At 67.3% G+C, this 21,242-nt stretch carries 23 protein-coding genes; 11 read left to right on the plus strand and 12 right to left on the minus strand.

All coding sequences use genetic code 11. From position 1 onward, the window contains the following. The first annotated feature begins 178 nt into the window (after positions 1–178). Positions 179–628 (plus strand): Rrf2 family transcriptional regulator, encoded by a 450-nt coding sequence (locus ACQKLX_RS05535; protein WP_427360226.1) that lies wholly within the window; start codon positions 179–181, stop codon positions 626–628. Next, the gene (locus tag ACQKLX_RS05540) at positions 615–1,517 is read left to right on the plus strand and encodes an NAD(P)/FAD-dependent oxidoreductase (protein WP_427360228.1); all 903 of its coding nucleotides are present in this window, start codon (positions 615–617) and stop codon (positions 1,515–1,517) included. The genes ACQKLX_RS05535 and ACQKLX_RS05540 overlap by 14 nt, the downstream gene beginning before the upstream one ends. 1 nt (position 1,518) lies before the next feature. Here the strand turns inward: ACQKLX_RS05540 and ACQKLX_RS05545 are convergent, their stop codons facing one another. Together ACQKLX_RS05545 and ACQKLX_RS05550 are read right to left on the minus strand one after the other, a co-directional pair. Beyond that, positions 1,519–1,854 carry a hypothetical protein gene (locus ACQKLX_RS05545; protein WP_427360230.1) on the minus strand — a complete coding sequence of 112 codons (336 nt, stop codon included), beginning with the start codon at positions 1,852–1,854 and terminating at the stop codon, positions 1,519–1,521. Between the two features lie 72 nt (positions 1,855–1,926). Further along, entirely contained in the window at positions 1,927–3,222 is a 1,296-nt protein-coding gene (locus ACQKLX_RS05550) for a TAXI family TRAP transporter solute-binding subunit (RefSeq protein WP_427360232.1), read from the minus strand. A 126-nt stretch (positions 3,223–3,348) separates the two neighbouring features. On the opposite strand from ACQKLX_RS05550, the gene ACQKLX_RS05555 reads away from it, so the two are divergent. The 3 genes from ACQKLX_RS05555 to ACQKLX_RS05565 all read left to right on the plus strand — a co-directional run bounded on the left by ACQKLX_RS05555 (position 3,349) and on the right by ACQKLX_RS05565 (position 6,195). Further along, complete coding sequence (locus tag ACQKLX_RS05555) at positions 3,349–4,047, plus strand: phosphoribosylanthranilate isomerase (protein ID WP_427360233.1); 699 nt, start codon at positions 3,349–3,351, stop codon at positions 4,045–4,047. Beyond that, on the plus strand, positions 4,044–5,261 hold the full coding sequence (gene trpB, locus ACQKLX_RS05560) for a tryptophan synthase subunit beta (RefSeq protein ID WP_427360235.1): 1,218 nt from the start codon (positions 4,044–4,046) through the stop codon (positions 5,259–5,261). Before ACQKLX_RS05555 ends, trpB begins: the two co-directional genes overlap by 4 nt. 196 nt (positions 5,262–5,457) lie before the next feature. Beyond that, positions 5,458–6,195 carry an SIMPL domain-containing protein gene (locus ACQKLX_RS05565; protein ID WP_427360237.1) on the plus strand — a complete coding sequence of 246 codons (738 nt, stop codon included), beginning with the start codon at positions 5,458–5,460 and terminating at the stop codon, positions 6,193–6,195. A 3-nt stretch (positions 6,196–6,198) separates the two neighbouring features. Here the strand turns inward: ACQKLX_RS05565 and ACQKLX_RS05570 are convergent, their stop codons facing one another. From ACQKLX_RS05570 to ACQKLX_RS05595, 6 genes are all read right to left on the minus strand, one after another. Then, positions 6,199–7,041, minus strand: a complete 843-nt coding sequence (locus ACQKLX_RS05570) for an aldo/keto reductase (RefSeq protein WP_427360239.1) — start codon at positions 7,039–7,041, stop codon at positions 6,199–6,201. Positions 7,042–7,058: 17 nt separating this feature from the next. Beyond that, the gene (locus ACQKLX_RS05575) at positions 7,059–7,478 is read right to left on the minus strand and encodes a hypothetical protein (RefSeq protein WP_427360241.1); all 420 of its coding nucleotides are present in this window, start codon (positions 7,476–7,478) and stop codon (positions 7,059–7,061) included. Between the two features lie 25 nt (positions 7,479–7,503). Continuing rightward, positions 7,504–8,826 (minus strand): bifunctional folylpolyglutamate synthase/dihydrofolate synthase, encoded by a 1,323-nt coding sequence (locus tag ACQKLX_RS05580; RefSeq protein ID WP_427360243.1) that lies wholly within the window; start codon positions 8,824–8,826, stop codon positions 7,504–7,506. A 34-nt stretch (positions 8,827–8,860) separates the two neighbouring features. Next, entirely contained in the window at positions 8,861–9,760 is a 900-nt protein-coding gene (gene accD, locus ACQKLX_RS05585; RefSeq protein ID WP_427360244.1) for an acetyl-CoA carboxylase, carboxyltransferase subunit beta, read from the minus strand. Positions 9,761–9,886: 126 nt separating this feature from the next. After that, a complete protein-coding gene (gene trpA / locus ACQKLX_RS05590; RefSeq protein WP_427360246.1) occupies positions 9,887–10,753 on the minus strand; it encodes a tryptophan synthase subunit alpha in 867 nt (288 codons plus the stop codon). Positions 10,754–10,811: 58 nt separating this feature from the next. Further along, entirely contained in the window at positions 10,812–11,198 is a 387-nt protein-coding gene (locus tag ACQKLX_RS05595) for a DUF488 domain-containing protein (RefSeq protein WP_427360247.1), read from the minus strand. Positions 11,199–11,281: 83 nt separating this feature from the next. On the opposite strand from ACQKLX_RS05595, the gene ACQKLX_RS05600 reads away from it, so the two are divergent. Beyond that, entirely contained in the window at positions 11,282–11,527 is a 246-nt protein-coding gene (locus ACQKLX_RS05600) for a type II toxin-antitoxin system Phd/YefM family antitoxin (protein ID WP_427360249.1), read from the plus strand. 4 nt (positions 11,528–11,531) lie between these two features. Next, on the plus strand, positions 11,532–11,984 hold the full coding sequence (locus tag ACQKLX_RS05605; RefSeq protein ID WP_427360250.1) for a PIN domain-containing protein: 453 nt from the start codon (positions 11,532–11,534) through the stop codon (positions 11,982–11,984). Between the two features lie 6 nt (positions 11,985–11,990). Here ACQKLX_RS05605 and ACQKLX_RS05610 read toward each other — a convergent pair whose 3' ends face one another. Both ACQKLX_RS05610 and ACQKLX_RS05615 read right to left on the minus strand, forming a co-directional pair. Next, positions 11,991–12,926, minus strand: a complete 936-nt coding sequence (locus tag ACQKLX_RS05610) for an acetamidase/formamidase family protein (protein WP_427360252.1) — start codon at positions 12,924–12,926, stop codon at positions 11,991–11,993. Positions 12,927–12,943: 17 nt separating this feature from the next. Next, positions 12,944–14,047 carry a DMT family transporter gene (locus ACQKLX_RS05615; RefSeq protein ID WP_427360254.1) on the minus strand — a complete coding sequence of 368 codons (1,104 nt, stop codon included), beginning with the start codon at positions 14,045–14,047 and terminating at the stop codon, positions 12,944–12,946. A 256-nt stretch (positions 14,048–14,303) separates the two neighbouring features. Here ACQKLX_RS05615 and ACQKLX_RS05620 point away from each other — a divergent pair, with 256 nt between their 5' ends. Next, positions 14,304–15,398 (plus strand): AbrB family transcriptional regulator, encoded by a 1,095-nt coding sequence (locus ACQKLX_RS05620; protein WP_427360256.1) that lies wholly within the window; start codon positions 14,304–14,306, stop codon positions 15,396–15,398. 6 nt (positions 15,399–15,404) lie between these two features. Here ACQKLX_RS05620 and ACQKLX_RS05625 read toward each other — a convergent pair whose 3' ends face one another. Next, on the minus strand, positions 15,405–16,205 hold the full coding sequence (locus ACQKLX_RS05625) for a WecB/TagA/CpsF family glycosyltransferase (protein ID WP_427360258.1): 801 nt from the start codon (positions 16,203–16,205) through the stop codon (positions 15,405–15,407). Between the two features lie 355 nt (positions 16,206–16,560). Between ACQKLX_RS05625 and ACQKLX_RS05630 the strand changes: the two genes are divergently transcribed. From ACQKLX_RS05630 to ACQKLX_RS05640, 3 genes are all read left to right on the plus strand, one after another. Further along, positions 16,561–18,015: an undecaprenyl-phosphate glucose phosphotransferase gene (locus ACQKLX_RS05630; protein WP_427360260.1), complete on the plus strand. Its 1,455-nt coding sequence runs from the start codon at positions 16,561–16,563 to the stop codon at positions 18,013–18,015. A 162-nt stretch (positions 18,016–18,177) separates the two neighbouring features. Continuing rightward, a complete protein-coding gene (locus tag ACQKLX_RS05635; RefSeq protein ID WP_427360262.1) occupies positions 18,178–18,924 on the plus strand; it encodes an SDR family NAD(P)-dependent oxidoreductase in 747 nt (248 codons plus the stop codon). A gap of 69 nt (positions 18,925–18,993) precedes the next feature. Then, the gene (locus tag ACQKLX_RS05640) at positions 18,994–20,253 is read left to right on the plus strand and encodes an allantoate amidohydrolase (protein WP_427360264.1); all 1,260 of its coding nucleotides are present in this window, start codon (positions 18,994–18,996) and stop codon (positions 20,251–20,253) included. A 70-nt stretch (positions 20,254–20,323) separates the two neighbouring features. Here the strand turns inward: ACQKLX_RS05640 and ACQKLX_RS05645 are convergent, their stop codons facing one another. Next, positions 20,324–21,211, minus strand: a complete 888-nt coding sequence (locus tag ACQKLX_RS05645; RefSeq protein WP_427360266.1) for a protein-methionine-sulfoxide reductase heme-binding subunit MsrQ — start codon at positions 21,209–21,211, stop codon at positions 20,324–20,326. Positions 21,212–21,242: the final 31 nt, after the last annotated feature.

Consider the following 21,242-nt stretch of genomic DNA (forward strand, 5'->3'; position numbering starts at 1 on the left):
GTTCAAGACCGCGAGCCGGCAGGGAAAACCCGGCCGGCGCAGCCTGTGCGTTGCGTGAATCTGGAATTCGTTGCGCTGCACATAAACGCTTGAGGCCGTTTGGGCAACCGAAACCGGGCGATGCCCGCCCTTCGCCGAGCGCTTGACAGGCGTTCAATCATGTAACATTAAAAGTTACATGAAACAGGACAGCCGCCTCTCAGCCACCCTGCACGTGCTGCTGCACATGGCCGATCGCGGCGCCCCGATGACCTCGGAGGAGCTCGCCGCCTGCCTCGGCACCAATCCGGTCGTGATCCGCCGCACCATGGCGGGTCTCAGGGAAACCGGGCTGGTGCATTCCGAGAAGGGCCATGGCGGTGGCTGGACGCTGGCGCGTGCGCTCGACGCGATCACGCTCGGCGACGTCCATCGCGCTCTCGGCGAACCCGCTTTGATCGCGCTCGGCCATCGCAGCGAGAACCCGCAATGCCTGGTCGAGCAGGCGGTGAATGCGGCCCTCGGCGAGGCTTTCGCCGAGGCCGAAGCGCTGCTCGCCGGCCATTTCGACCGGGTGCGGCTGTCCGATCTCGCGGCGGATTTCAGCCGCCGCTTCGACGAACGGAGACAGGCCCATGCCAAGCACTAAGCCTTATGACGCCATCATCGTCGGCGGCAGTTTCGCCGGCCTCTCGGCCGGACTGCAGCTGGCGCGGGCGCGCCGCAGCATCCTGGTGATCGACGAGGGCCAGCGTCGCAACCGCTTCTCCAGCCATTCGCATGGCTTCCTCGGCCAGGATGGGCGCGAGCCGGCGGAGATCGTTGCCGAGGCGAAAGCACAGCTTCTCGCCTATCCGACCGTTGCCTGGCGCGATGCCAGGGCCAGCGAGGCGAAAGCCGAAGACGACGGTTTCAGCATCGCCGATACTCACGGCGAACAGCACCGGGCAAAACGCCTGTTGCTGGCGACCGGCGTGCGCGACGAACTGCCGGCGATCCCCGGTCTCCGGGAGCGTTGGGGCAAGAGCGTGCTGCATTGCCCTTATTGTGACGGCTATGAGCTTGGTGGCGGCAAGCTTGGCGTGCTGGCGAGCGGTTCCTTCTCAGCCCTGAAGGCGGCGCTCGTCGCCGATTGGGGCGAGGTCACGCTGTTCCTCAATGGCGAGGCCGAGCCCGATGCCGAGGCGAGCGCCTTGCTTGAGCGACGCGGCGTCACGGTCGAGCGGGTACCGGTCGTTGCGGCCGAGGGTGACGGAACGGCGATGGCAGGCCTGCGTCTTGCCGATGGCCGGCTGGCGCCGGTCAAGGCGCTGTTCGTCGCCGCCGGCATCTGCCCGGCGAGCCCGCTTGCGGACGAGCTCGGCTGTACCTTTGATGATGGCCCGTTCGGCCCTCTGCTGCGCGTAGACGGGATGAAGCAGACCAGCATTCCCGGCGTCTACGCGGCGGGCGATGCCGCGACCGCCCGGCACAGCGTCGCGCTCGCGGTCGCTGATGGTGTCCTGGCCGGCACTGGCCTGCACATGTCGCTGCTCTAGGTCACGACTTCCGGCAGGCGTAGGGCATGAAGGTCGAGGAGACCCCGGCGTTCATGCCCGCCATCACCATGACATTGGCGAAGTTGAGCTCCTCGGCGCTGCGCGGGCAGACATCGGGCGGGTTCTGGCAGCCCGAGGCGATGAAGGCCTCGTTGCCGGCAATGAACTCCTGGCCGAGCCCCTTCCTGCCGATGCGCTTGAGCGCCTCGTCATAGGCGCTGCGCCAGCGCTCGCATTTCACCTGCGGCCAGTTCTCGGGAGCCTGGGCCTGGAGTGGTCCGGCGGCGGAGACCGCGAGCAGCGTCCCGAGGGCGAGCGAAGCGAAGGCGGAGGTCATGAAGGGGTCTCGAAGCTGTCGGAGCGGCCGCGCAATCCGCATGACCGGGCTTTGCGGCAGGAATAAAGCCGGTCACTCCGCCGCAGCCTCCAGCAGCGCGATGCGCCGCTCCGCCGCCGCGCGGCCGAGCTGGTCCATGGCGAAGCGATAGGCGCCTATCCCGCCGGAATCGATGTCGCCGCGCGCATAATTCGCCAGCACGCCGGCGAGGATGGCATCGGCCTCGCGTTCCATCGCCGCGAGCGCTGGCTCGTCCGTCGCGGTCCGCATCGCGCCGAGCAGCACGACGAGGCGACTGAGGTCCGCCATTGCCCGCTTGCGTCGCGTCGCACTCTCGACGCCGAACAGGCCTGCCGCGCCGGAGCCGACCAGCGAGAGCGCCATCACACCGAGATAGAACCAGTCGCCATAGCGCTCGAAGAAGGTTTCCTGCTCGCCGTCGATGAAGGCGGCCGCGCCGGAATGCACGGCGAGCGGCGCGTCCTTGTCGGTCTCGGGAGTCTCCAGACCCTGGATCGCCGGCAGGTCGGTCGCGAGCGTGACGCGCAGCGACAGGATCGCGCTGACCAGCTCGCCGACCCTGGCGTCGTCGAGGGACTGCGCCGCCATCAGCCGTGAGGTGATCGAGATGCTCGGCAGGTTCTCGGCCGGAATCGGCGGATCGCCGCCGAGCGCCCCGCGGACGATCTCGCCGCTCTCGATCGCATGGTTGCGGGTCGCGAGCGCATCGGCCTCGCGGATCGGGATGATCGTCGGATCCGCTCCGAAGGCCCGGTGCAGGCGCGAGCTCGCTTCGGTGACGACGCGGGCATTCAGCGCGTTGACGGCGAAGAGCACATCGATATGGCCCTCGGAGATCGCCGCAGAGACGTCCTCCGGCCCGAGCGGGACGATCGTCACCTCCTCCGGCTTCACCTCGTATTGCGAGAGCACGAGTTTCAGCAGGTCGAGATTGCCTGATGGTGCGCGCACCACGCCGACGCGCTTGCCGCGCAGGCCGGAGATACGGTCGGTGCCCAGATCCTTGGAGCCGATGAAGAAGGGAAAGGAGCGCCGGGTGATCAGCGCGGTGTCGGCCTTGGCCGGCAGGGCGATGTCGGGCCGGACGATGGCGAGATCGACCTTGCCGGCGTCGATCTTCCTGGCGCTCTCGGCCGAGCCCTCGGTCAGGACAAGGCGTAGGCGCACCGGCTTCTTCTCGCGGCTGAGACCCTGGACGAGGGCGGCGGCGAGCCTGGCGTCGTCCGAGCCGAGCGGACCCACCGCGAGCTTCAGCGTCCTCGGCTGGCTCCACAGGTAGACGCCGAGCGCGACGAGGCCGGCCATCAGCAGAAATGCCGCCAGACCTGCAAAGAAACGCCGCCCCATGCTTCGCCCGCTTTCGCCCCCGCTACCGCAGCCTGTTCCTTGGCATCATGTCACAAGTGCGGCGGGAAGCGCGACCGGCGACGACCAGGAGTTTTCGTAAGGAGCTCATTGCTCTACAGGAACGGCATGACAAGCGACGACGCCTTCCCGATCAAGACTTGCCCGATCAAGATCTGCGGCCTCTCGACTCCGGAGACGCTGGAGGCGGCGCTCGCCGCCGGCGCCGAGATGATCGGCCTCAACTTCCATCCGAAGAGCCCGCGCTATGTCACGCCGCAGCGCGCTGCCGAGCTTGCTGCGCAGGCGCGCGGCAGAACGCAGATCGTCGCGCTGGTCGTCGATTACGACCCGGAACAGGCAGCCGAGCTGGCGGGAGTCGTGCAGCCGGACTGGATGCAGTTGCACGGCAAGGAAACGCCGGAGCAGGTCGCCGCGATCAAGGCCGCGACCGGCCTGCCGGTGATGAAGGCGCTCGGCGTCGCCGATGCCGCCGATCTGGAGCAGGTCGCTCGCTATCACGGCGTCGCCGACCGCGTCCTGCTCGACGCCAAGCCACCCAAGGACGCCGCCTATCCCGGCGGACACGGAAGGCCGTTCGACTGGGGCCTGCTCGCCGGCCTCGACCCGGCTTTCCGCTTCATGCTATCGGGCGGGCTCGATCCGGCGAATGTCGCGGAGGCCATTCGCATCGCGAGGCCGGACGGCGTCGACGTCTCCTCAGGGGTCGAAAGCGCGCCCGGCATCAAGGATGTCGAGAAAATCGCGGAATTCGTCAGGGCCGCCCGCTCGGCGGCTGCACAGTTGAAGAAGGCAGGCCAGGCATGAACGCGCCGCACGCACCGAACAGCTTCCGGAACGGCCCGGACGAGAATGGCCGCTTCGGCCAGTTCGGCGGCCGCTTCGTCGCCGAGACGCTGATGCCGCTGATCCTCGAGCTGGAGCAGGCCTACAACGCCGCCAAGGCCGATCCGGCCTATCACGCCGAGATGACGAGCGGGCTGAAGCACTATGTCGGCCGACCCTCGCCGCTCTATCTCGCCGAGCGTCTCACGGAGCATTTCGGCGGCGCCAAGGTCTACCTGAAGCGCGAGGAGCTGAACCACACCGGCTCGCACAAGGTGAACAATGTGCTCGGCCAGATCCTGCTCGCCCGGCGCATGGGCAAGAAAAGGATCATCGCCGAGACCGGTGCCGGCCAGCACGGCGTCGCCACCGCCACCCTCTGCGCCCGCTACGGCCTCGAATGCATCGTCTACATGGGCGCGGTCGACGTCGCCCGGCAGGCGCCGAACGTCTTCCGCATGCAGATGCTGGGCGCGACCGTCATTCCCGTCGAATCCGGCACCAAGACGCTGAAGGATGCGATGAACGAGGCGCTGCGCGACTGGGTGACCAATGTCGCGACGACCTTCTACTGCATCGGCACGGTCGCCGGCCCTCACCCCTATCCGGCGATGGTGCGCGACTTCCAGTCGATCATCGGCAAGGAGACGCGCGAGCAGATGCAGGAGATGGAAGGCCGCCTGCCGGATTCTCTGATCGCCTGCATCGGCGGCGGCTCGAACGCGATGGGCCTGTTCCACCCCTTCCTCGACGACAAGAGCGTCGAGATCTACGGCGTCGAGGCTGCGGGCCACGGCATTCCGTCGGGCCTGCACGCAGCCTCGCTGACCGGCGGGCGTCCCGGCGTGCTGCACGGCAACCGCACCTACCTCCTGATGAACGAGGACGGGCAGATCAACGACGCCCATTCGATCTCCGCCGGGCTCGATTATCCCGGCATCGGCCCGGAGCATTCCTGGCTGCACGATATCGGCCGCGCCACCTATCTCTCGGCCACGGACGAGGAGGCGCTCGAAGCCTTCCAGCTGATCTCGAAGCTCGAAGGCATCATCCCGGCGCTGGAATCGGCGCATGCGCTGGCGCGCGTCGCCGAGCTCGCTCCGAAGAAGCCGAAGGACCATCTGATGGTCGTCAACCTCTCCGGCCGCGGCGACAAGGACATCCCGCAGGTGGCCGAGATTCTGGCGGGGCGGTGACCTGAGCATTTTCAAGCGAAGTGGACACCGGTTCGCGTGAAGAAAATGCGATAAAACAAAGACCCAGAGCATGTCCGCGTTTCTCCGAATCGCGGAGATGCTCCGGAACGTCCTGATGCTGCCCCAATAGGTTGCGCATGGTCGCGCCGCAGGAGCGTTGCCGCTTCTGCGGACTATTCCTCAGCGAAGGACGATCATGTCGAAGACCAAGAAGGCCCTCATCATTGCCGCGCTCGCGGCCCTCTCCGCCCCGGTCCAGGCCCAGACACCGGGCCCGCTCGCACCGGCGGAAGGCATCGTGATCCAGACCACGGGTGAAGTCCGGGTGAAGCCCGACCTCGCTACCGTCCACGCCGGCGTGGTCAGCGAAGGCAAGACCGCGGCTGAGGCGCTGTCCAAGAACACTCCTGCGCTGGCCAAGCTGATCGAGGCGGTCAAGGCCGCCGGCGTCGCCCAGGGCGACCTCTCGACCTCGCAGATCGCGCTGACGCCGCGGATGACGCAGCCTTCGGCCTCATCCTCGCCGCAGGCGCGCGCACCGAAGATCGATGGTTACGAGGCCCGCACCGGCATCACCGTGATCGTGCGTGATCTCGCCAAGGCCGGCCCGCTGATCGATGCGCTGGTCGCCGCCGGCGCCAATGACATGTCCGGCATCAGCTTCGGCCTCGCCGACGAAGACAAGGCCAAGGACCAGGCCCGCGACAAGGCGGCGGAAGCGGCGCGCGCGCGGGCCGAAATCTATGCCAAGCGCCTCGGCGTCAAGGTCGGCGAGCTCGTCTCGATCGTCGAGGCGGAAGCCGAACCACCGGCGCGGCCGATGGGCGATGTCAGGGCCTACCGCATGGCCGCCGCTGGCGCGCCGGTCTCGGTCGAGCCGGGCGAGGTCACCGTCAGTGCCGCGCTGCGCACGGTCTGGCGGATCGAGAAGTAACAGCTACAGCATCGGCAGCCCGCGCGGCTTCGGACCGCGCGGGAAGGCTGCGTCGAGCTTGGCGATGTCCGCATCGCCAAGTGCAAGCTTCAGCGCGCCCGCATTGTCCTGCGCATGGCCTGCCTTGGCCGCCTTCGGGATCGCGAAGACGGATGGCGTGCGGGTCAGGAACGCCAGCGCGATCTGTCTCGGGCTCGCGCCATGGGCCGCAGCGATCTCGGCCAGCACCTTGCCCTGCGCCGAATGCTCTTCCGGGAAGTCATCCTGTCCGAACGGGCTATAGGCGGTGACGGCGACGCCGCTACGCTCACACCAGGGGATCACCGCATGCTCGATCGCCCGCTCGCGGAGGTGGTAGAGCACCTGGTTGCAGGCGATCTGGCCGGGACCGGCGACGCGCAGCGCCTCGTCGAGATCGGCGACGTCGAAATTGCTGACGCCCCAGGACAGGATCTTGCCCTCGGCCCGGAGCTCCTCGAAGGCGACGAAGGTCTCCGCCAAGGGATATGAGCCGCGCCAATGCAGCAGGTAGCAGTCGAGCCGGTCGGTGCCGAGCCGGCGCAGCGACTGCTCGCAGGCCTTGCGCGTGCCGGCCTTCGAGGCGTTGTGCGGCAGCACCTTCGAGACCAGGAAGACCTCGTCGCGCCGCCCGGCGAGCGCCTCGCCGGTGATCTCCTCGGCGCGGCCATCGCCGTACATCTCTGCCGTATCGACGTGGGAGAGGCCGAGGTCGAGACCGCGTCGCAGCGCTGCGATAGCCTCGTTGCGCGGCGCCCGCTCGATGTTCCAGGTGCCCTGGCCGATCCGCGAGACCGCCGGGCCGCCCTTGCCGAATGCCAGTGTCATAGCGCTCGCTCCGTCGTTCAGCGGACTTCGACCTCGTAGCGGCCATGGCGGATCTCGCCATCGGAATAGCGCACCCGCACCTCGAAGCTGTCACGGCCGCGATAGTCGGGTACGGAGGTGTATTCGAAGGCGAGCGCGTTGCCGACCTTGCCGTCGCAATGCTCATAGGGGCCGGGTCCGTAGACCGCCTTCGCCTTGCGCGTCAGCATCCGGACGCTGCCGTGCTGCGGCTTCTGCGTCAGCACTGCTGTCGGCCGCTTCACCTGCCGGCAACGCTTGTCCATGGTCATATAGGTCTGCTGCATGAAGGTCGGCTCGCCGGCGATGGCGCGGTCGATGCCATCAGCGGCGGTATCGCTGCCGCCGGAAGTCACGCAGCCGCCTAGCGCGCCGCAGAGCAGGATCAGGCCGAGCGTCGTCAGTCCGGGGATTGGCATGGCGCTCCTTGCTGCAGATGGCCGGTCACACCGGCGGCGTACCGTTGGCAGCCAGCACCTCGCCTGCGAGGTAGAGCGAGCCGCAGATCAGGATGCGCGGCGGCGCCGGCCAGTTCCGTGACGCGATCTCCCGCAGCGCCTGCTCCACCGAGCCGGCGATTTCGGCCTTGAGGCCGGCTTCCCGCGCCAGTGTGGCGACCTCTTCGGCCGTGCGTGCCGCTAGCTGGTTCTGCATCGAGACGGCGAACAGCACCTGCGCCAGCCCCTTGAAATGGCCGAGCGTGGCGCGGGCATCCTTGGTCGCGAGCAGGCCAGCGATCATCACCAGCGGCGCCGGGTTCTTCTCCTCGAGATCGGCCATCGCCTGGGCGAGGACGCGCCCGCCATCGGGATTGTGGCCGCCGTCGAGCCAGAGTTCGGCGCCGGCGGGCGCGAGTTCGGCGAGTTTGCCCCGCGCCAGCCTCTGCAGGCGGGCCGGCCATTCGGCCTCGGTCATGCCGCGCTCGAAGGCTATAGCCGGCAGGCCGCCATAGCCGGCGGCGCGCAGGGCTGCGATCGCGGTGCCGGCATTGGTGTGCTGGTGGCGCCCGGCCAGGCGCGGCAAGGGCAGGTCGAGCAGGCCATCGCCATCCTCGTAGACCAGCCGGCCGCCATCCTCGTGGACGTTGAAGTCCTGCGTTCCGACCAGGATCTTCGAGGCACCGATGCGCTCGGCCGCAGCTTCGAGCACGGCAGTCGGCTCCGGCTCCTGCGGTGCGATCACTGCCGGGGCGCCGCGCTTGAAGATGCCGGCCTTCTCGCCGGCGATCTTGGTGACGGTGTCGCCGAGATATTCGGAATGGTCGAGCGAGACCGGGGTCACCACCGTGCAGGCCGGGTGATCGACCACATTAGTCGCGTCGAAGCGCCCGCCAAGCCCGACCTCGAGCAGCACGACATCGGCCTTGTGCTCGGAAAAGAGCAGGAAGGCGGCGGCGTTGGTGATCTCGAAGAAGGTGATGGGATCGCCGGCATTGGCCTTCTCGCAGCGCTCCAGCGCATCGACCAGCAAGGCCTCGTCGACGAAGCGCCCGCCGCCCGGCCGACCCAGCCGGATGCGCTCGTGGAAGCGCACCAGATGCGGCGAGGTGTAGACATGGACGCAGAGGCCGGCTGCTTCGAGGATCGCCCGCATGAAGGCGATGGTCGAGCCCTTGCCGTTGGTGCCGGCGACATGGATCACCGGCGGCAGGTTCTTCTGCGGGTCGCCCAGCCGCTCGAGCAGGCGCAGGATGCGCCCGAGCGAGAGGTCGATCAGCTTGGGATGCAGCGCGAGGAAGCGCGCCAGCAACAGGTCGGATGTGCTCATGCGGACACCGGCCTCCCGGCCGGGGTGGAAATGGTCAGACCGCCGGGGCCGGCAGCGGTTCCGGCGCCGGGTCGTTGACGGCCGGCAAGGGCTGCTTGGTCAGGAGCCGGCCGAGCCGCGCCAAAGTCGCCGGGATCTGGTGGCGATGCACGACCATGTCGACCATGCCGTGATCCCTAAGATATTCCGAGCGCTGGAAGCCTTCGGGCAGCTTCTCGCGGATCGTCTGCTCGATCACGCGCGGCCCGGCGAAGCCGATGAGGGCGCCCGGCTCGGCGATGTGGACATCACCCAGCATGGCGTAGGAGGCGGTGACGCCGCCGGTGGTCGGGTTGGTCAGCACGACGAAATAGGGCAGGCCGGCCTTGCGCAGCATCCGGGTCGCGACCGTGGTGCGCGGCAGCTGCATCAGCGAGAGGATGCCTTCCTGCATGCGCGCCCCACCCGAGGCGGCAAAGACGACATAGGGGGTCTTCTTCTCCAGCGCCGTCTCGGCGCCCTTGATGAAGGCTTCGCCGGCTGCCATGCCGAGCGAGCCGCCCATGAAATGGAAATCCTGCACGGCGATCGTCATCGGCAGGCCCTGGACGCGGCCATAGCCGACCTTGAAGGCGTCGGCGGCGCCGGTCTTGGCGCGGGCGTCCTTGATCCGGTCGGTGTAGCGCTTCTCGTCGCGGAACTTCAGCGGATCGGCCACCGCCTCCGGCAAGGGCACGTCGACCCATTTGCCTTCGTCGAAGGTCAGCCGCAGCCGATCCTGCGCGGTGACACGCATATGGTGGTCGGAGCCGGGGATGACGAAGCCATTGGCCTCGACGTCCTTGTGGAAGACCATCTGCCCGGAATCCGGGCACTTGATCCAGAGATTCTCCGGGGTCTCGCGCTTGAACAGCGTCTTGATGCGCGGACGGACGACTTCGGAAATCCAGTTCATCGGATCATCCTTGAATTGCGGAGCCGCGAACGGCTCAGGCCGCAGCCGAGCATGATGCCGAAAAGTGCGAAGCGGTTTTCGGACGACATCATGCTCTCACCAAAGTTGGAGAGACGGATTCACGCCTCAGGCTGAAATAGCCTGAGGCGATCCGGCTCTCGCGACCGAGCGGACGCCGGCCGCGAGTTCGGCGACCAGCGAGGTGACAGCCGAAACCGTCTTTTCCGTGGCCTTGCCGTCGGCATCGAGCGAGAGACGGACGCGCTCGACCAGGGCCGAGCCGACGACGACACCGTCGGCGCCCTTGGCGATCGCGATCGCATCGGCCGGCGTCTTGACGCCGAAGCCGACCGCGACGGGGAGCTTGGTGTGCTGCTTGATCCGGGCGACCGCCGCGCCAACCGCATCGTAATTCGCGATCGCGCCGCCGGTCACACCGGTCATCGAGACATAGTAGACGAAGCCGGACGTGTTCTGCAGCACGCGCGGCAGGCGCTTGTCGTCGGTGGTCGGCGTCGCCAGGCGGATGAAGCTGACGCCCGCGGCCAGCGCCGGCAGGCAGAGCTCGGCGTCCTCCTCCGGCGGCAAGTCGACGACGATCAGCCCGTCGATCCCGGCGATGCGCGCGTCCTTGAGGAAGGCGTCGACGCCATAGGCCCAGATCGGGTTGTAATAGCCCATCAGCACGATCGGCGTATCATGTCCGGCCTTGCGGAAGGCGGTGACCATGGCGAGCGTCTTGCGCAAGGTCTGCCCGGCCTTGAGGGCGCGCTGGCCGGCGAGCTGGACGGGCACACCGTCGGCCATCGGGTCGGTGAAAGGCACGCCGAGCTCGATGATGTCGGCGCCGGCCTCCGGCAGGGCGTTCAGGATCGCGCTGCCTGTGTCGAAATCGGGGTCGCCGGCGGTGACATAGGTCACCAGCGCGGCACGGCCCGCCGCGGCGCAGGCGGCAAAGCGGGCTTCGATGCGGGCTTGTCCAGTCTCGGTCATGCCGGAGCGGTTAGCATGGCCGCGCCCGGCTGGCGAGAGGGCCCGGCTGCTCGCAGGGTCAGGCGAGCCTGGCGCCGCGCTCGGTCAGCAGCGTCCGCAGCACCGAGCGGTGGCAACGCGCCTCGTTCTCGCAATAGCAGCCGACGGAGAAGTCACTGCCATGGGAGAGCGTCGCCAGCAGGTCGAGCGCGTGGCGCGGCGCCGGCTCCGCCATCTCGGCCTTGAAGGCACGGGTGAAGCCGGCCCAGTCCTTCTCGCTCTCTGCCGCCTTGGCCTGCGCCATCAGCTCCGGCGTCGGCGAGAGCACCGGGAACCAGACATCGAACCAGTTCTCGCTGGCATAGCGCTCCTTCGGCACGCCGCGCGGCACACGCCGGACCGTGCCGATGCGCGTGCCTTCAGTCGGTTCGCGCTCACTGCCGAGGCGGACGATGCGGACGCTCATGGGCTCGCCTTTTCACTGGTCGCTTGCATTCCTGCGGCGCGATATCCATAAAGGTAGTGATATCACTACATCGGGAGGCCGTCATGGTGAAGACGGTTTCGGCTGCTGAGGCCAATCGCGAATTCTCGAAGCTGATGAAGCTCGCCGAGAGCGGCGAGCGCGTCGTCGTGACCTCACGCGGCCAGCCGAAGGTGCAGATCACCCGCATCGAGGAAGACGACGCCGAAAAGGCGCGCCGGCGCGAGGCGTTCGCCAGGTTGACCGAGCGGCTGAATTCCCAGCCTGCCCAGAACCTGCCACGTCTGACGCGCGACGACTTCTACGACTGAGGCGATGCGCGTCGGCTTCGACACCAATATCCTGATCTATGCCGAGGGTTTCAACGATCAGCCGCGCGTGGCGCGAGCACGACAGATCAGAGGAGTTCTTGGCGAAGACCGCATCGTACTGCCATCGCAAGTCATCGGCGAACTCTTCAATGCCCTGACACGCAAGCTCGGCATTCCACGGGGCCGCGCTCGGGACATCTGCCTGGAATGGCGCGGCACGACCAGCTTCCGGCTGGTCGACGCAGCTTGCTGGGATGGCGCGCTCGCACTCGCCGCCACCCACGGCCTGCAGTTCTGGGACGCGTTGATCCTCGTCACCGCCGCGGAGGCCGGCTGCGCCCTGCTGCTGTCCGAAGACATGCAGGATGGTTTCGTGCATCGCGGCGTGACGGTCGCCAATCCGTTCGCCGAGCCGCTGCATCCGCTCCTCGCGGATGCGTTGCAGCAGCACGGCTGACGGGGGCTACGCCACCAGGCTCTTCGGCAGCATGCAGTGGATGCCCTTGGAGCCGTTGACCGTCTGGGTGACCCTGAGGTCGGCGGCGAGGCTGCAGAGCATATAGGCCTCGTCCCGCGTCAGCTTGGTCCTGGAGGTGATCAGGCCGATCATCTCGCGCAGGGCGTCTTTCGCGCAGATATCGAGATCGGGATCGATCCCCATGGTGATGTGGTGGCTCTTCGTCTCGGCGCGCGGCATCGCATGGGACAGATCTTCGCGCAGGTGGAATTCGAAGGTGCCCTCCAGCGCCGTCTCGATCGCGGTGATGCAGACCTCGCCATCGCCCTGGGCGCCATGGCCGTCGCCACAGGAGAACAGCGCGCCCTCGACGAAAACCGGCAGATAGAGCGTGGCGCCGGCGCCGAGTTCCTTGTTGTCGATATTGCCGCCGAAGGCGCGCGGGATCAGCGAGGTCACCCGGCCCCAACGGGCCGGTGGGGCCGTGCCCATCACTCCGAAGAAGGGCGAAAGCGGCAGTTCCATGCCCCAGGGCAGGTTGGCGATGTTCCGCTCGCGGTCGAGATGGATGTAGCGGAGGGCGTGATAATCGAACTCGTCCGGCAGCGTCCCACCGAGAGGGCGGAACATGGTGTAGCCGAAATCGGTGCGCGGCTTCACGCTCCTGATCTGCACCTCCAGCACCTGGCCGGGCCTGGCGCCCTTCACCGCGATCGGCCCGGTGAGGATATGGCCGGGCAGCATGCGTTCGGCCTTCTCATGGATCTCATGGATTTCCGGCGGGATCGTCGCATTGCCTTCCGGCAGATGGGCCGGGCCGCCGGTGACGGTGCGGATGGTGACGCTGTCGCCGCTCTCGATCTCGAGCACCGGCTTCAGCCCGGCGTCGAAATAGCCCCAATGGCAGGTGGCGAGGGAAGCGTCGAGCTGGTGATGCGCCATGGTCTATCCGTGGGTCGTCAGGGCGGGGAGGACAGGTCGGAGCCGACGCGGCTGCGGGCATTGCGGCGCATGGTGTAGAGCGTCGCGCCGATGACGATGGCTGCGCCGACGAGCGTCGTCAGCGTCGGGATCTCCGCAAAGAAGACGAAGCCGGTGAATCCAGCCAGGATCAGCCGGCTGAAATCGAGCGGCGCCAGCGCCGATGCTTCTCCGACCTGATAGGCCTTGGTGATCAGCCATTGCCCGGCGGTGCCGAACAGGCTGAGCACCACCAGCCAGAACCATTGCTCTGACGTCGGCCAGACCCAGAGCGCCCAGGCCGGCCAGGCGAGGACGACCATCAGCACCAGGCCCTGATAGATCAGGATCGTCTCGGTGCGCTCGCTGGTGCCGAGGATGCGCACGCTGACGGTGATGCCGGCGCCGAACAGCGCCCCGCCGACCGACATCAGCGCCCAGACGTTCAGTCCCTCGCCCGAGGGGTTCAGCATGATCAGCACGCCGACGAAGCCGAGGCCGGTTGCGATCCAGCGGGCGGCGTCGACGCGCTCCTTCAGGATCAGCACGGCGGCGACGGTGACGAACAGCACCTGGCTGAAGCTGATCGCCGTCGCCTGGGCGAGCGGGATGTAGAGCAGGGCGCTGAAGCCGCACAGCATCGAAGCGAGCGTGATCAGCCCGCGGAAGATCTGCAGGCCCGGCCGGTCGGTCTTGAAGGCGAGTGGTAGGCTGCGGCCGGCGATGACGAAGACCACCGTGCTCATGATGACCTGCCGGATCATCAGCGTCTCGATCAGCGGGATCGCCGTGCCCAGATATTTGAAGGCGCCGACCATCACCGCATAAACCAGCAGCGCAGTGATCATGTAGACGGTGCCGCGCAGGTTCGGGCTCGCTCCGCGCCACCACAGGCGGGAGCGATTGCGGCGCGCGGCGAACCAGCTTTCGCCGGACGGGGCGGACAGGATCGGCGGGAGAGGAACAGCTACGAGGTCCGAATCGGAGGGTTCGGGAGGCTCTCCCGGACTGCCGTCCTCTTCGGCTGAAACAGGTAGCGCTTCGGCCAAGCCCATGGCCTCGCTGCCGCGACCCGTCGCTTCCGAAAGGCGGTCTTCGCTCATGGCTGCCCCGAGCCGGGCGGATAACGCCGACGGCCTATCAGATATCCTGCAGGATTCGACTGTGGCCGATTTTCCGCCCGTTCGTCAGTGACTTGCGGACATGGCAGGGTTGCCTGGCGGTGCTGCCGCCATGTCCCCTCGCTCCGCCGCGGGGGCAAGGGCGGCATGCCGACAAAGCCCTGTCATCGTCATGCGGATGGCGTATAGCAGCGCCGTGGCGCTGCCATCGACATGCGTCCAGGGAGGTGAGTGGGCGATGCGGGATCTGCTGAGGGACGCGGTCAACGGCATCAGGGAATTGTCGCCGCGACGCTTTCCCTGGCGCCGTTTCCTGTTCGCCCTCGCGCTCGGCACGCTCGGCGGCTGGCTCTTCGCCTATTACCGCCTGCCATTGCCCTGGATGCTCGGCTCGATGGTGTTCTGCACCGCCGCCGCCATCGCCCGTGCGCCGGTGGCCGCTCCCCCGGTGATCCGCCCGCCCATGTCGGCGGTGATCGGTGTGATGCTCGGCTCCGGCTTCAAGCCGGAGATCGTCGCGCAGATGCCGAACTGGCTGCCGACCATTGGCGGGCTCGTCCTGTTCATGGTCGCCTGCGGGCTGTGCTGCGTCACCTATTTCCGCCGCGTCGCCGGCTACGACCCCGTGACGGCCTTCTTCTCCGGCATGCCGGGCGGCCTCGTTGAGATGGTGATCACCGGCGAGGAGAAGGGCGGCGATGCCCGTACCATCGCGCTGATCCACTCCGCCCGCATCCTTCTGGTGGTGATGACGCTGCCCTTCATCGTGCAATGGCTCGAAGGGGTCTCGCTCGGCATCAACCGCAATCAGGGTCCGTCGATGTTCCAGACATCGGCATTGGGCTGGTTCTGGCTGGCCGCCAGTGCGGTCGCAGGGGTGATGCTCGCCCATGCGCTGCGCATGCCGGCGAAGCAATTGCTCGGACCGATGCTGGTCTCGGCCATCGTGCATCTCGTCGGCTTCAGCGATTCCGTGCCGCCCTACGAGATCGTCAATGTCGCCCAGCTCATCCTCGGCGTCACCATCGGCTGCCGCTTCGTCGGTACGCCGCCGCAAGCGATCCTGCGCATCCTGCTGATCTCGCTGGGCTCGACCGTGATCCTGGTGGCGCTGACGCTGGTCTTCGCCTTCGCGGTGGCGCATATATCGAGCTACAAGCCGGTGCCGTTGATCCTGGCCTATTCGCCGGGCGGCCTCGCCGAGATGAGCCTGATCGCGCTGGCGCTGCACACCGAGGTCGCCTTCGTCGCTGCCCATCACATCATCCGGGTCTTCCTGGTGATGATCGGCGCCGGGCCGCTCTTCGGCTTCATCGTCGGAAAGAAACCGTAGGCGTCGTCAGGCGCTGTGCCCTGCCAGCTTCTGGCGAAGCACGCGCAGTAGGAAGGCCGGGTTGCCGACGACATAGCGCCGCCAGAGCCGGCGCGGCTCGAGCCAGAGCCGGTAGACCCATTCCAGCCGCAGGGTGCGGAAGCTTTCCGGCGCCCGCGCCACCTCGCCGGCGAGGAAGTCGAACAGCGCGCCGATGCCGGCCGCGACGGCGCAGTGGCGTGAATCGATCCGGTCGGCGATCCATTTCTCCTGCCGGGGATTGCCGAAGGCGACCAGCAAGAGATCGGGCCGCTCATGCGCGAGCCGCGCCAGCAGGGCCGCTTCCTCGTCCGGCCCGAAATAGCCATGGCTCAGCACCGAAAAGTGATGCTGCGGGTAGTCGGCGCGCAGCTTCGCCGCGGCGCGCTCGGCGACATCAGGCCGGCCGCCCAGCAGCATCACCGAGAGCGGGTGCTCGCGAGCGGCGAGGATCGCCGGCGTGAAGTCGGTGCCGTTGAGATTGGCGGGGAAGGCCGTGCCGTAGAGCAGGCGCGAGGCGATGTCGACGCCGATCCCGTCGGGCAGGACCAGGAAGCGGGCAAGTCGCTCGCGCAGGCCCGCATCGCGCGCGGCGATGTTGACGAGATTGGCGTTGCAGTACGCCAGATGCAGATGGTTGCCGCCGTCGAAGGCGTGATCGATCAGCGCGAGCGCCTCGTCGCGCGTCAAAGCCGCGACCGGGACGCCGGCAATGTCGCGGCGCGGCGGTTCGAGCGGAGCGACGACGGCAGCCGGTCGCTGCGAGGGTTTGAAGAGAACGACGTTCATTTCGATCGCTGCTGGCGCACGCATCGCCATGCTGACGGCGTAGGCCATTGTCTTCGTTGGGTTTCTACCAGGGGTCAAGCGGAACCCCGCCATAGGATGAACGCCGCCTTTCCCTGATCCGATAGTCTGTCTTGCCGGTTTGGCGGCTCTCTGTCTCGGCGATTGTCCCGTTCTGGGACGCCTTCTTCTGGACGGCATTCCATGTCGGCCCGACGGGGTCGATTTCCCCACATTTCGCGCCAAATCGCGCGCATGCCGCCACGGCACCGCCCTTGCCACCTCGACGGGGGAGGCGGCCTCCGGCGCATCACCTGTGCCGAAACCGGACCGCCTGCGACCGAGCGAGCGCGGCATGATGAGCGTCAACAACCTGAACTACGAAGTCGCCACGGCGGCCGACCAGCGCGCCAATGCGCTGCGGCACTGGATCGGGCTGATCACGGCGCTGGTCGATGCGGTGACGGTGGCGACCGTGGTCGCCGGTACGTCGATCGCCTATCACTTCGTCGCCTATCGCCATCTCGGCAACGACAAGGTCACCGTCGAGCTTGCCTCGATGATCGCCGCGATCTTCGTCTTCACCAATCTGATGCGCGGCCGCTATCGCCTCGAGAACTATCTCTCGACCAAGGGCCAGATCGCCTCGGCCCTCGCGGTCTGGAACCTGACGATGATCGCCTTCGTCGCGATCGTCTTCATGGCCAAGGTCAACGACCAGTATTCGCGCGCCGTCGTCCTCGCTACCTATGTCGCCGGCGTGCCGCTGATCGCGCTCGCCCGTTCGGCGATCGTGCGCACCATCTCGATGGCCTCGAAGACCGGGCGGATCACCTCCGAGCGCGTCTTCCTGATCGGTCGCGAGAGCGAGGTGATGTCCTTCGTCGCGCGCCACCAGCCCTGGAACATCGGCTTCTCGATCGTCGACGTCGCCTTCCTACGCAGCAATGATCCCCGTCGGATCAACGACCCGCAGGCGGCGCTTGCCGCCGATCTCGCCACGGCCTCCGCCCGCGCCCGCGACCTCAAGCCCGACGCCGTCTTCATCGCCCTGCCCTGGTCGGACCAGGAGACGATCGACGCCTGCATCGACGCTTTCATGAACTTGCCGGTCGCGATCCATCTGACGCCGGAGCGGGTCATGGACCGTTTCGACAATCCCCATATCGTGCGCATCGGCTCGCTCGCTTCGCTGCGTTTGACGCGCCCGGCCCTGTCCTTCGCGCAGATCATGTTCAAGCGCGTCTTCGACGCTCTCGCCGCGAGTGCGATTCTTGTCGCGAGCCTGCCGCTGCTGTTGCTGGTCGCGCTGGCGATCAAGCTCGATTCGAAGGGGCCGGTGCTGTTCCTGCAGCGCCGCTACGGCTTCAACCAGGAGCCGTTCCGCATCTTCAAGTTCCGCACCATGACGACGACGGACGATGGCGAGGTGGTCAAGCAGGCGACACGCAACGATCCGCGCATCACCAGGATCGGCGGCTTCCTGCGGCGCTACAATCTCGACGAGCTGCCGCAGCTGCTCAACGTCATCGCCGGCCAGATGTCGCTGGTCGGCCCGCGCCCGCACGCGCTCGCTCATGACCGCGAGTTCCAGCGCAAGATCGCGCTCTATGCCCGGCGCCACAACGTCAAGCCCGGCATTACCGGCTGGGCCCAGGTCAACGGCCTGCGCGGCGAGACCGACACCGACGACAAGATGGCCCGTCGCATCGCCTATGACCACTGGTACATCGACAACTGGTCGTTCTGGCTCGACATCGGCATCCTGCTACGCACCGTGTTCAGCCCGCGCGCCTTCCGCAATGCGCGCTGAGCGCCAGCGCGCTTTCCGTTCGGCCGGATTCGGCCGAACGATAGGAATTCGCGCTAGGATAAAGATATCTGACGCAACCCTCCCCTCAAGCCATCGCGGCTTTGCGATGGCCGGCTTTGCGCTAGAGTTCGAGCACAAGTTCCAGGGAGGGATTCTGTTTCAATGAACCAAATCGATTTAAAGGGCCGGGTCGCCATCATTACCGGCGGGGCGCAGGGGATCGGCCGCGCCGTTGCCGACCGTCTCGCCGCCAGCGGCGCCAAGGTCGCGATCTGGGACCTCGACGGCAAGCTCGCCAACGAGGCGGCAACCGCGATCGGTCCGGCCGCGAGCGGCCTGTCCATCGACGTGACCGACGCCAAGGCCGTGAATGCCGCCGCTGCCGAGCTGGAACAGCGCCATGGCAGCGTCGACATCCTCGTCACCAGCGCCGGCATCGCCGGGCCGAACCTGAAGACCTGGGAATATCCGCTCGACGAATGGGCGAAGATCATGCGCCTCAATGTCGACGGCACCTTGCATTGCTGCCAGGCGGTGATCCCCGGCATGATCAAGCGCAATTACGGGCGGCTCGTGCTGGTCGCCTCGATCGCCGGCAAGGAGGGCAACCCCAACGCTTCGGCCTATTCGGCCTCGAAGGCGGCGGTGATCGCCCTGACCAAGTCGCTCGGCAAGGAGCTGGCGCAGCAGGACATCGCGGTGAATTGCATCACTCCGGCCGCCGCGCGCACCCGCATCTTCGACCAGATGAGCGAAGAGCATATCGGCTACATGCTGGCCAAGATCCCGCGCGGGCGCTTCCTGCTGCCGGAGGAGGTGGCCTCGATGGTCGCCTTCCTGGCCTCGGCCGAGAACAGCTTCACCACCGGCTCGGTCTTCGACCTGTCCGGTGGGCGTGCGACCTACTGACACGCAAATCGATCCCATCACGTTAAAGCGGGCTGGCCACGTCCACGGCCGGCCCGCTAAATAGAAGCCATGACCACGACCCTGCCTTCTCCCGCCGTTCTCGGCGCCCGCGCCTTCGCCACCCTCGCCGGCATCAACCGCTTCAGCGACGAGCCGGGCAAGCTGACCCGGCTCTATCTCTCGCCGTCGCACCGGCAGGCGGCGGAATACGTCAGGGGCGCGATGGAAGTCGCGGGGCTGACCGCCTTCATCGACGCGGCCGGCTCGGTGCAGGGGCGGCGCGAGGGCGCGAGCCCTGGGCTTCCGGCGGTGCTGATCGGCTCGCATATCGACACGGTCCGCGATGGCGGCCGCTTCGACGGCAATCTCGGTGTCGTCGCCGGCATCCTGGCGGCGCAGGCGATTCGCGACGCCGGCATCACCTTGCCCTTCGCGCTTGAGGTCATCGCTTTCGGCGACGAGGAGACGGTGCGCTTCCCGACCTCGGTCTCGACCTCTTCGGCGCTGGTCGGCCGGTACGACCCGGCCTGGCTCGATTCACGCGATGCCGACGGCGTGAGCTTGCGCGACGCGCTCGTCGCCTTCGGCGGCGATCCCGCCGGGATCGCGGCGCTCGCTCGCAAGCCCGGTTCGGTCAAGGCCTATCTCGAGGTCCATATCGAGCAGGGCCCGGTGCTCGAGGTCGAGAACGAGGCGGTCGGCATCGTCACCGCGATCAACGCCCAGAGCCGCGCCACGGTGCGTGTCACCGGCGAGGCCGGCCATGCCGGCACCGTGCCGATGAAGCTGCGCAGGGATGCGCTGACCGCCGCCGCCGAAATGGCGCTGGCGCTGGAGGAGATCGCCGCGGCGCATGATCAGGCGGTCGGCACGGTCGGCGTCTTCCGGCCCGATCCCGGCGCCACCAATGTCGTGCCTGGTGCGGTCGACTTCACCATCGATTATCGTGCGCCACGGGGCGAGACCGTCGCCAGCATGGAGCACGGGATTCAGCAACGCTTCGGCGAGATCGCGGCGCGGCGCGGCGTCGGACTGATCATTACGCCCTATTCGCGCGACGATGCGACGCCGATGGCGGCCGAGCTGCAGGAGGCGCTCGCCACCGGCATCGCCCGCACCGGCTCCAATCTTTCAGCGCGGCGGCTCCCCTCCGGCGCAGGCCATGACGCCATGGCGATGGCGAAGCTCTGCCCCTCCGCCATGCTGTTCGTGCGTTGCGAGAAGGGCATCAGCCATTCGCCGCTGGAGAACATGACCGAGCTCGACGCCGGCATCGCGATCCGCGTGCTGATCGAGACCATCCTGGAGCTGGCGCGGCGCGAGGGCTGACAGGGCGTCATTCTCGGGCTTGCCCCGAGAATCTCAGGACCAGTTTGTGCTGGTTTACGAGATGCTCGGGTCAAGCCCGAGCATGGCGGCGGGCTGCTTCCGGCCTCGGCGCCGGCTTGCGGAAGAGGTGCAGCACCGCGAGCGCAAGCCCGACGAGGGCGACCCAATGGCCGGGGCGGAGCGCTGTCCAGTCCTGGTAGACGACGATATCGGCATTGGCCTGGAAGATCAGCCAGGCCGAGGCGCCGGTTGCGAAGGCGTACCAAGCGGTCTCGGCAAGCGCGGTAGCGAGACCCACGCCGAGCGCAGTGAGTGCAAGCGAGCTGAAGCTCAGCGGAATTTTCAACCGGTTCAGTCCGCGATAGGCCAGCAATAGCGCGAACAGGCCGCTCAGCAGCACTGGCTGGGTGACGTCGATCTTCGACTGCAGCGCGAAGTGGAACAGGCCGAGGCAGGCGATCACATAGACGACATTGTGCAGGCGCTGCCAGCGGCCGGAGCCGAGCCGGCGGATCATGCCGTCGGTCGAGGTGACGCCGAGTACGACGAGGCCGATCAGCGCGGTGATGCCGACGACGAGGTAGAAGCGCTTGACGATCTCGGAGAGGATCAGCCCCCAGTCGAAAGCGAGGTCGATGCAGTAGAGCGCGAGATGGCCGAGCGCATAAGCCATGGCCGAGAGGCCGAGCATGCGGCGGATGCCGATCAGCTTGTTCCAGTCGAGGATTCGTCGCAGCGGTGTCACCGCCAGCGTGATGACCAGGATGCGCAGGGCCCAGGTGCCGGTGTCGTGCACGGCCTGTGTCCACGGCTTCGAGCCGAGTTGATGACTCCAGGCCTGCCAGACGAGGATCAGGGCGGGGACGAGCACGAGCGCGAAGCAGCTGGCCCGCAAGGCGGAGAAGCGCCCCTGCCTGTCGTTCCACGGCCAATAGCTGGCTGTTCCCATCGAAGCCATGAACTGTGCCTTGTTGTCGGTTCCTAACGCG

Origin of the sequence: Allobosea sp. NPDC003192 (assembly GCF_050275675.1) — a bacterium.
Classification (GTDB): domain Bacteria; phylum Pseudomonadota; class Alphaproteobacteria; order Rhizobiales; family Beijerinckiaceae; genus Allobosea.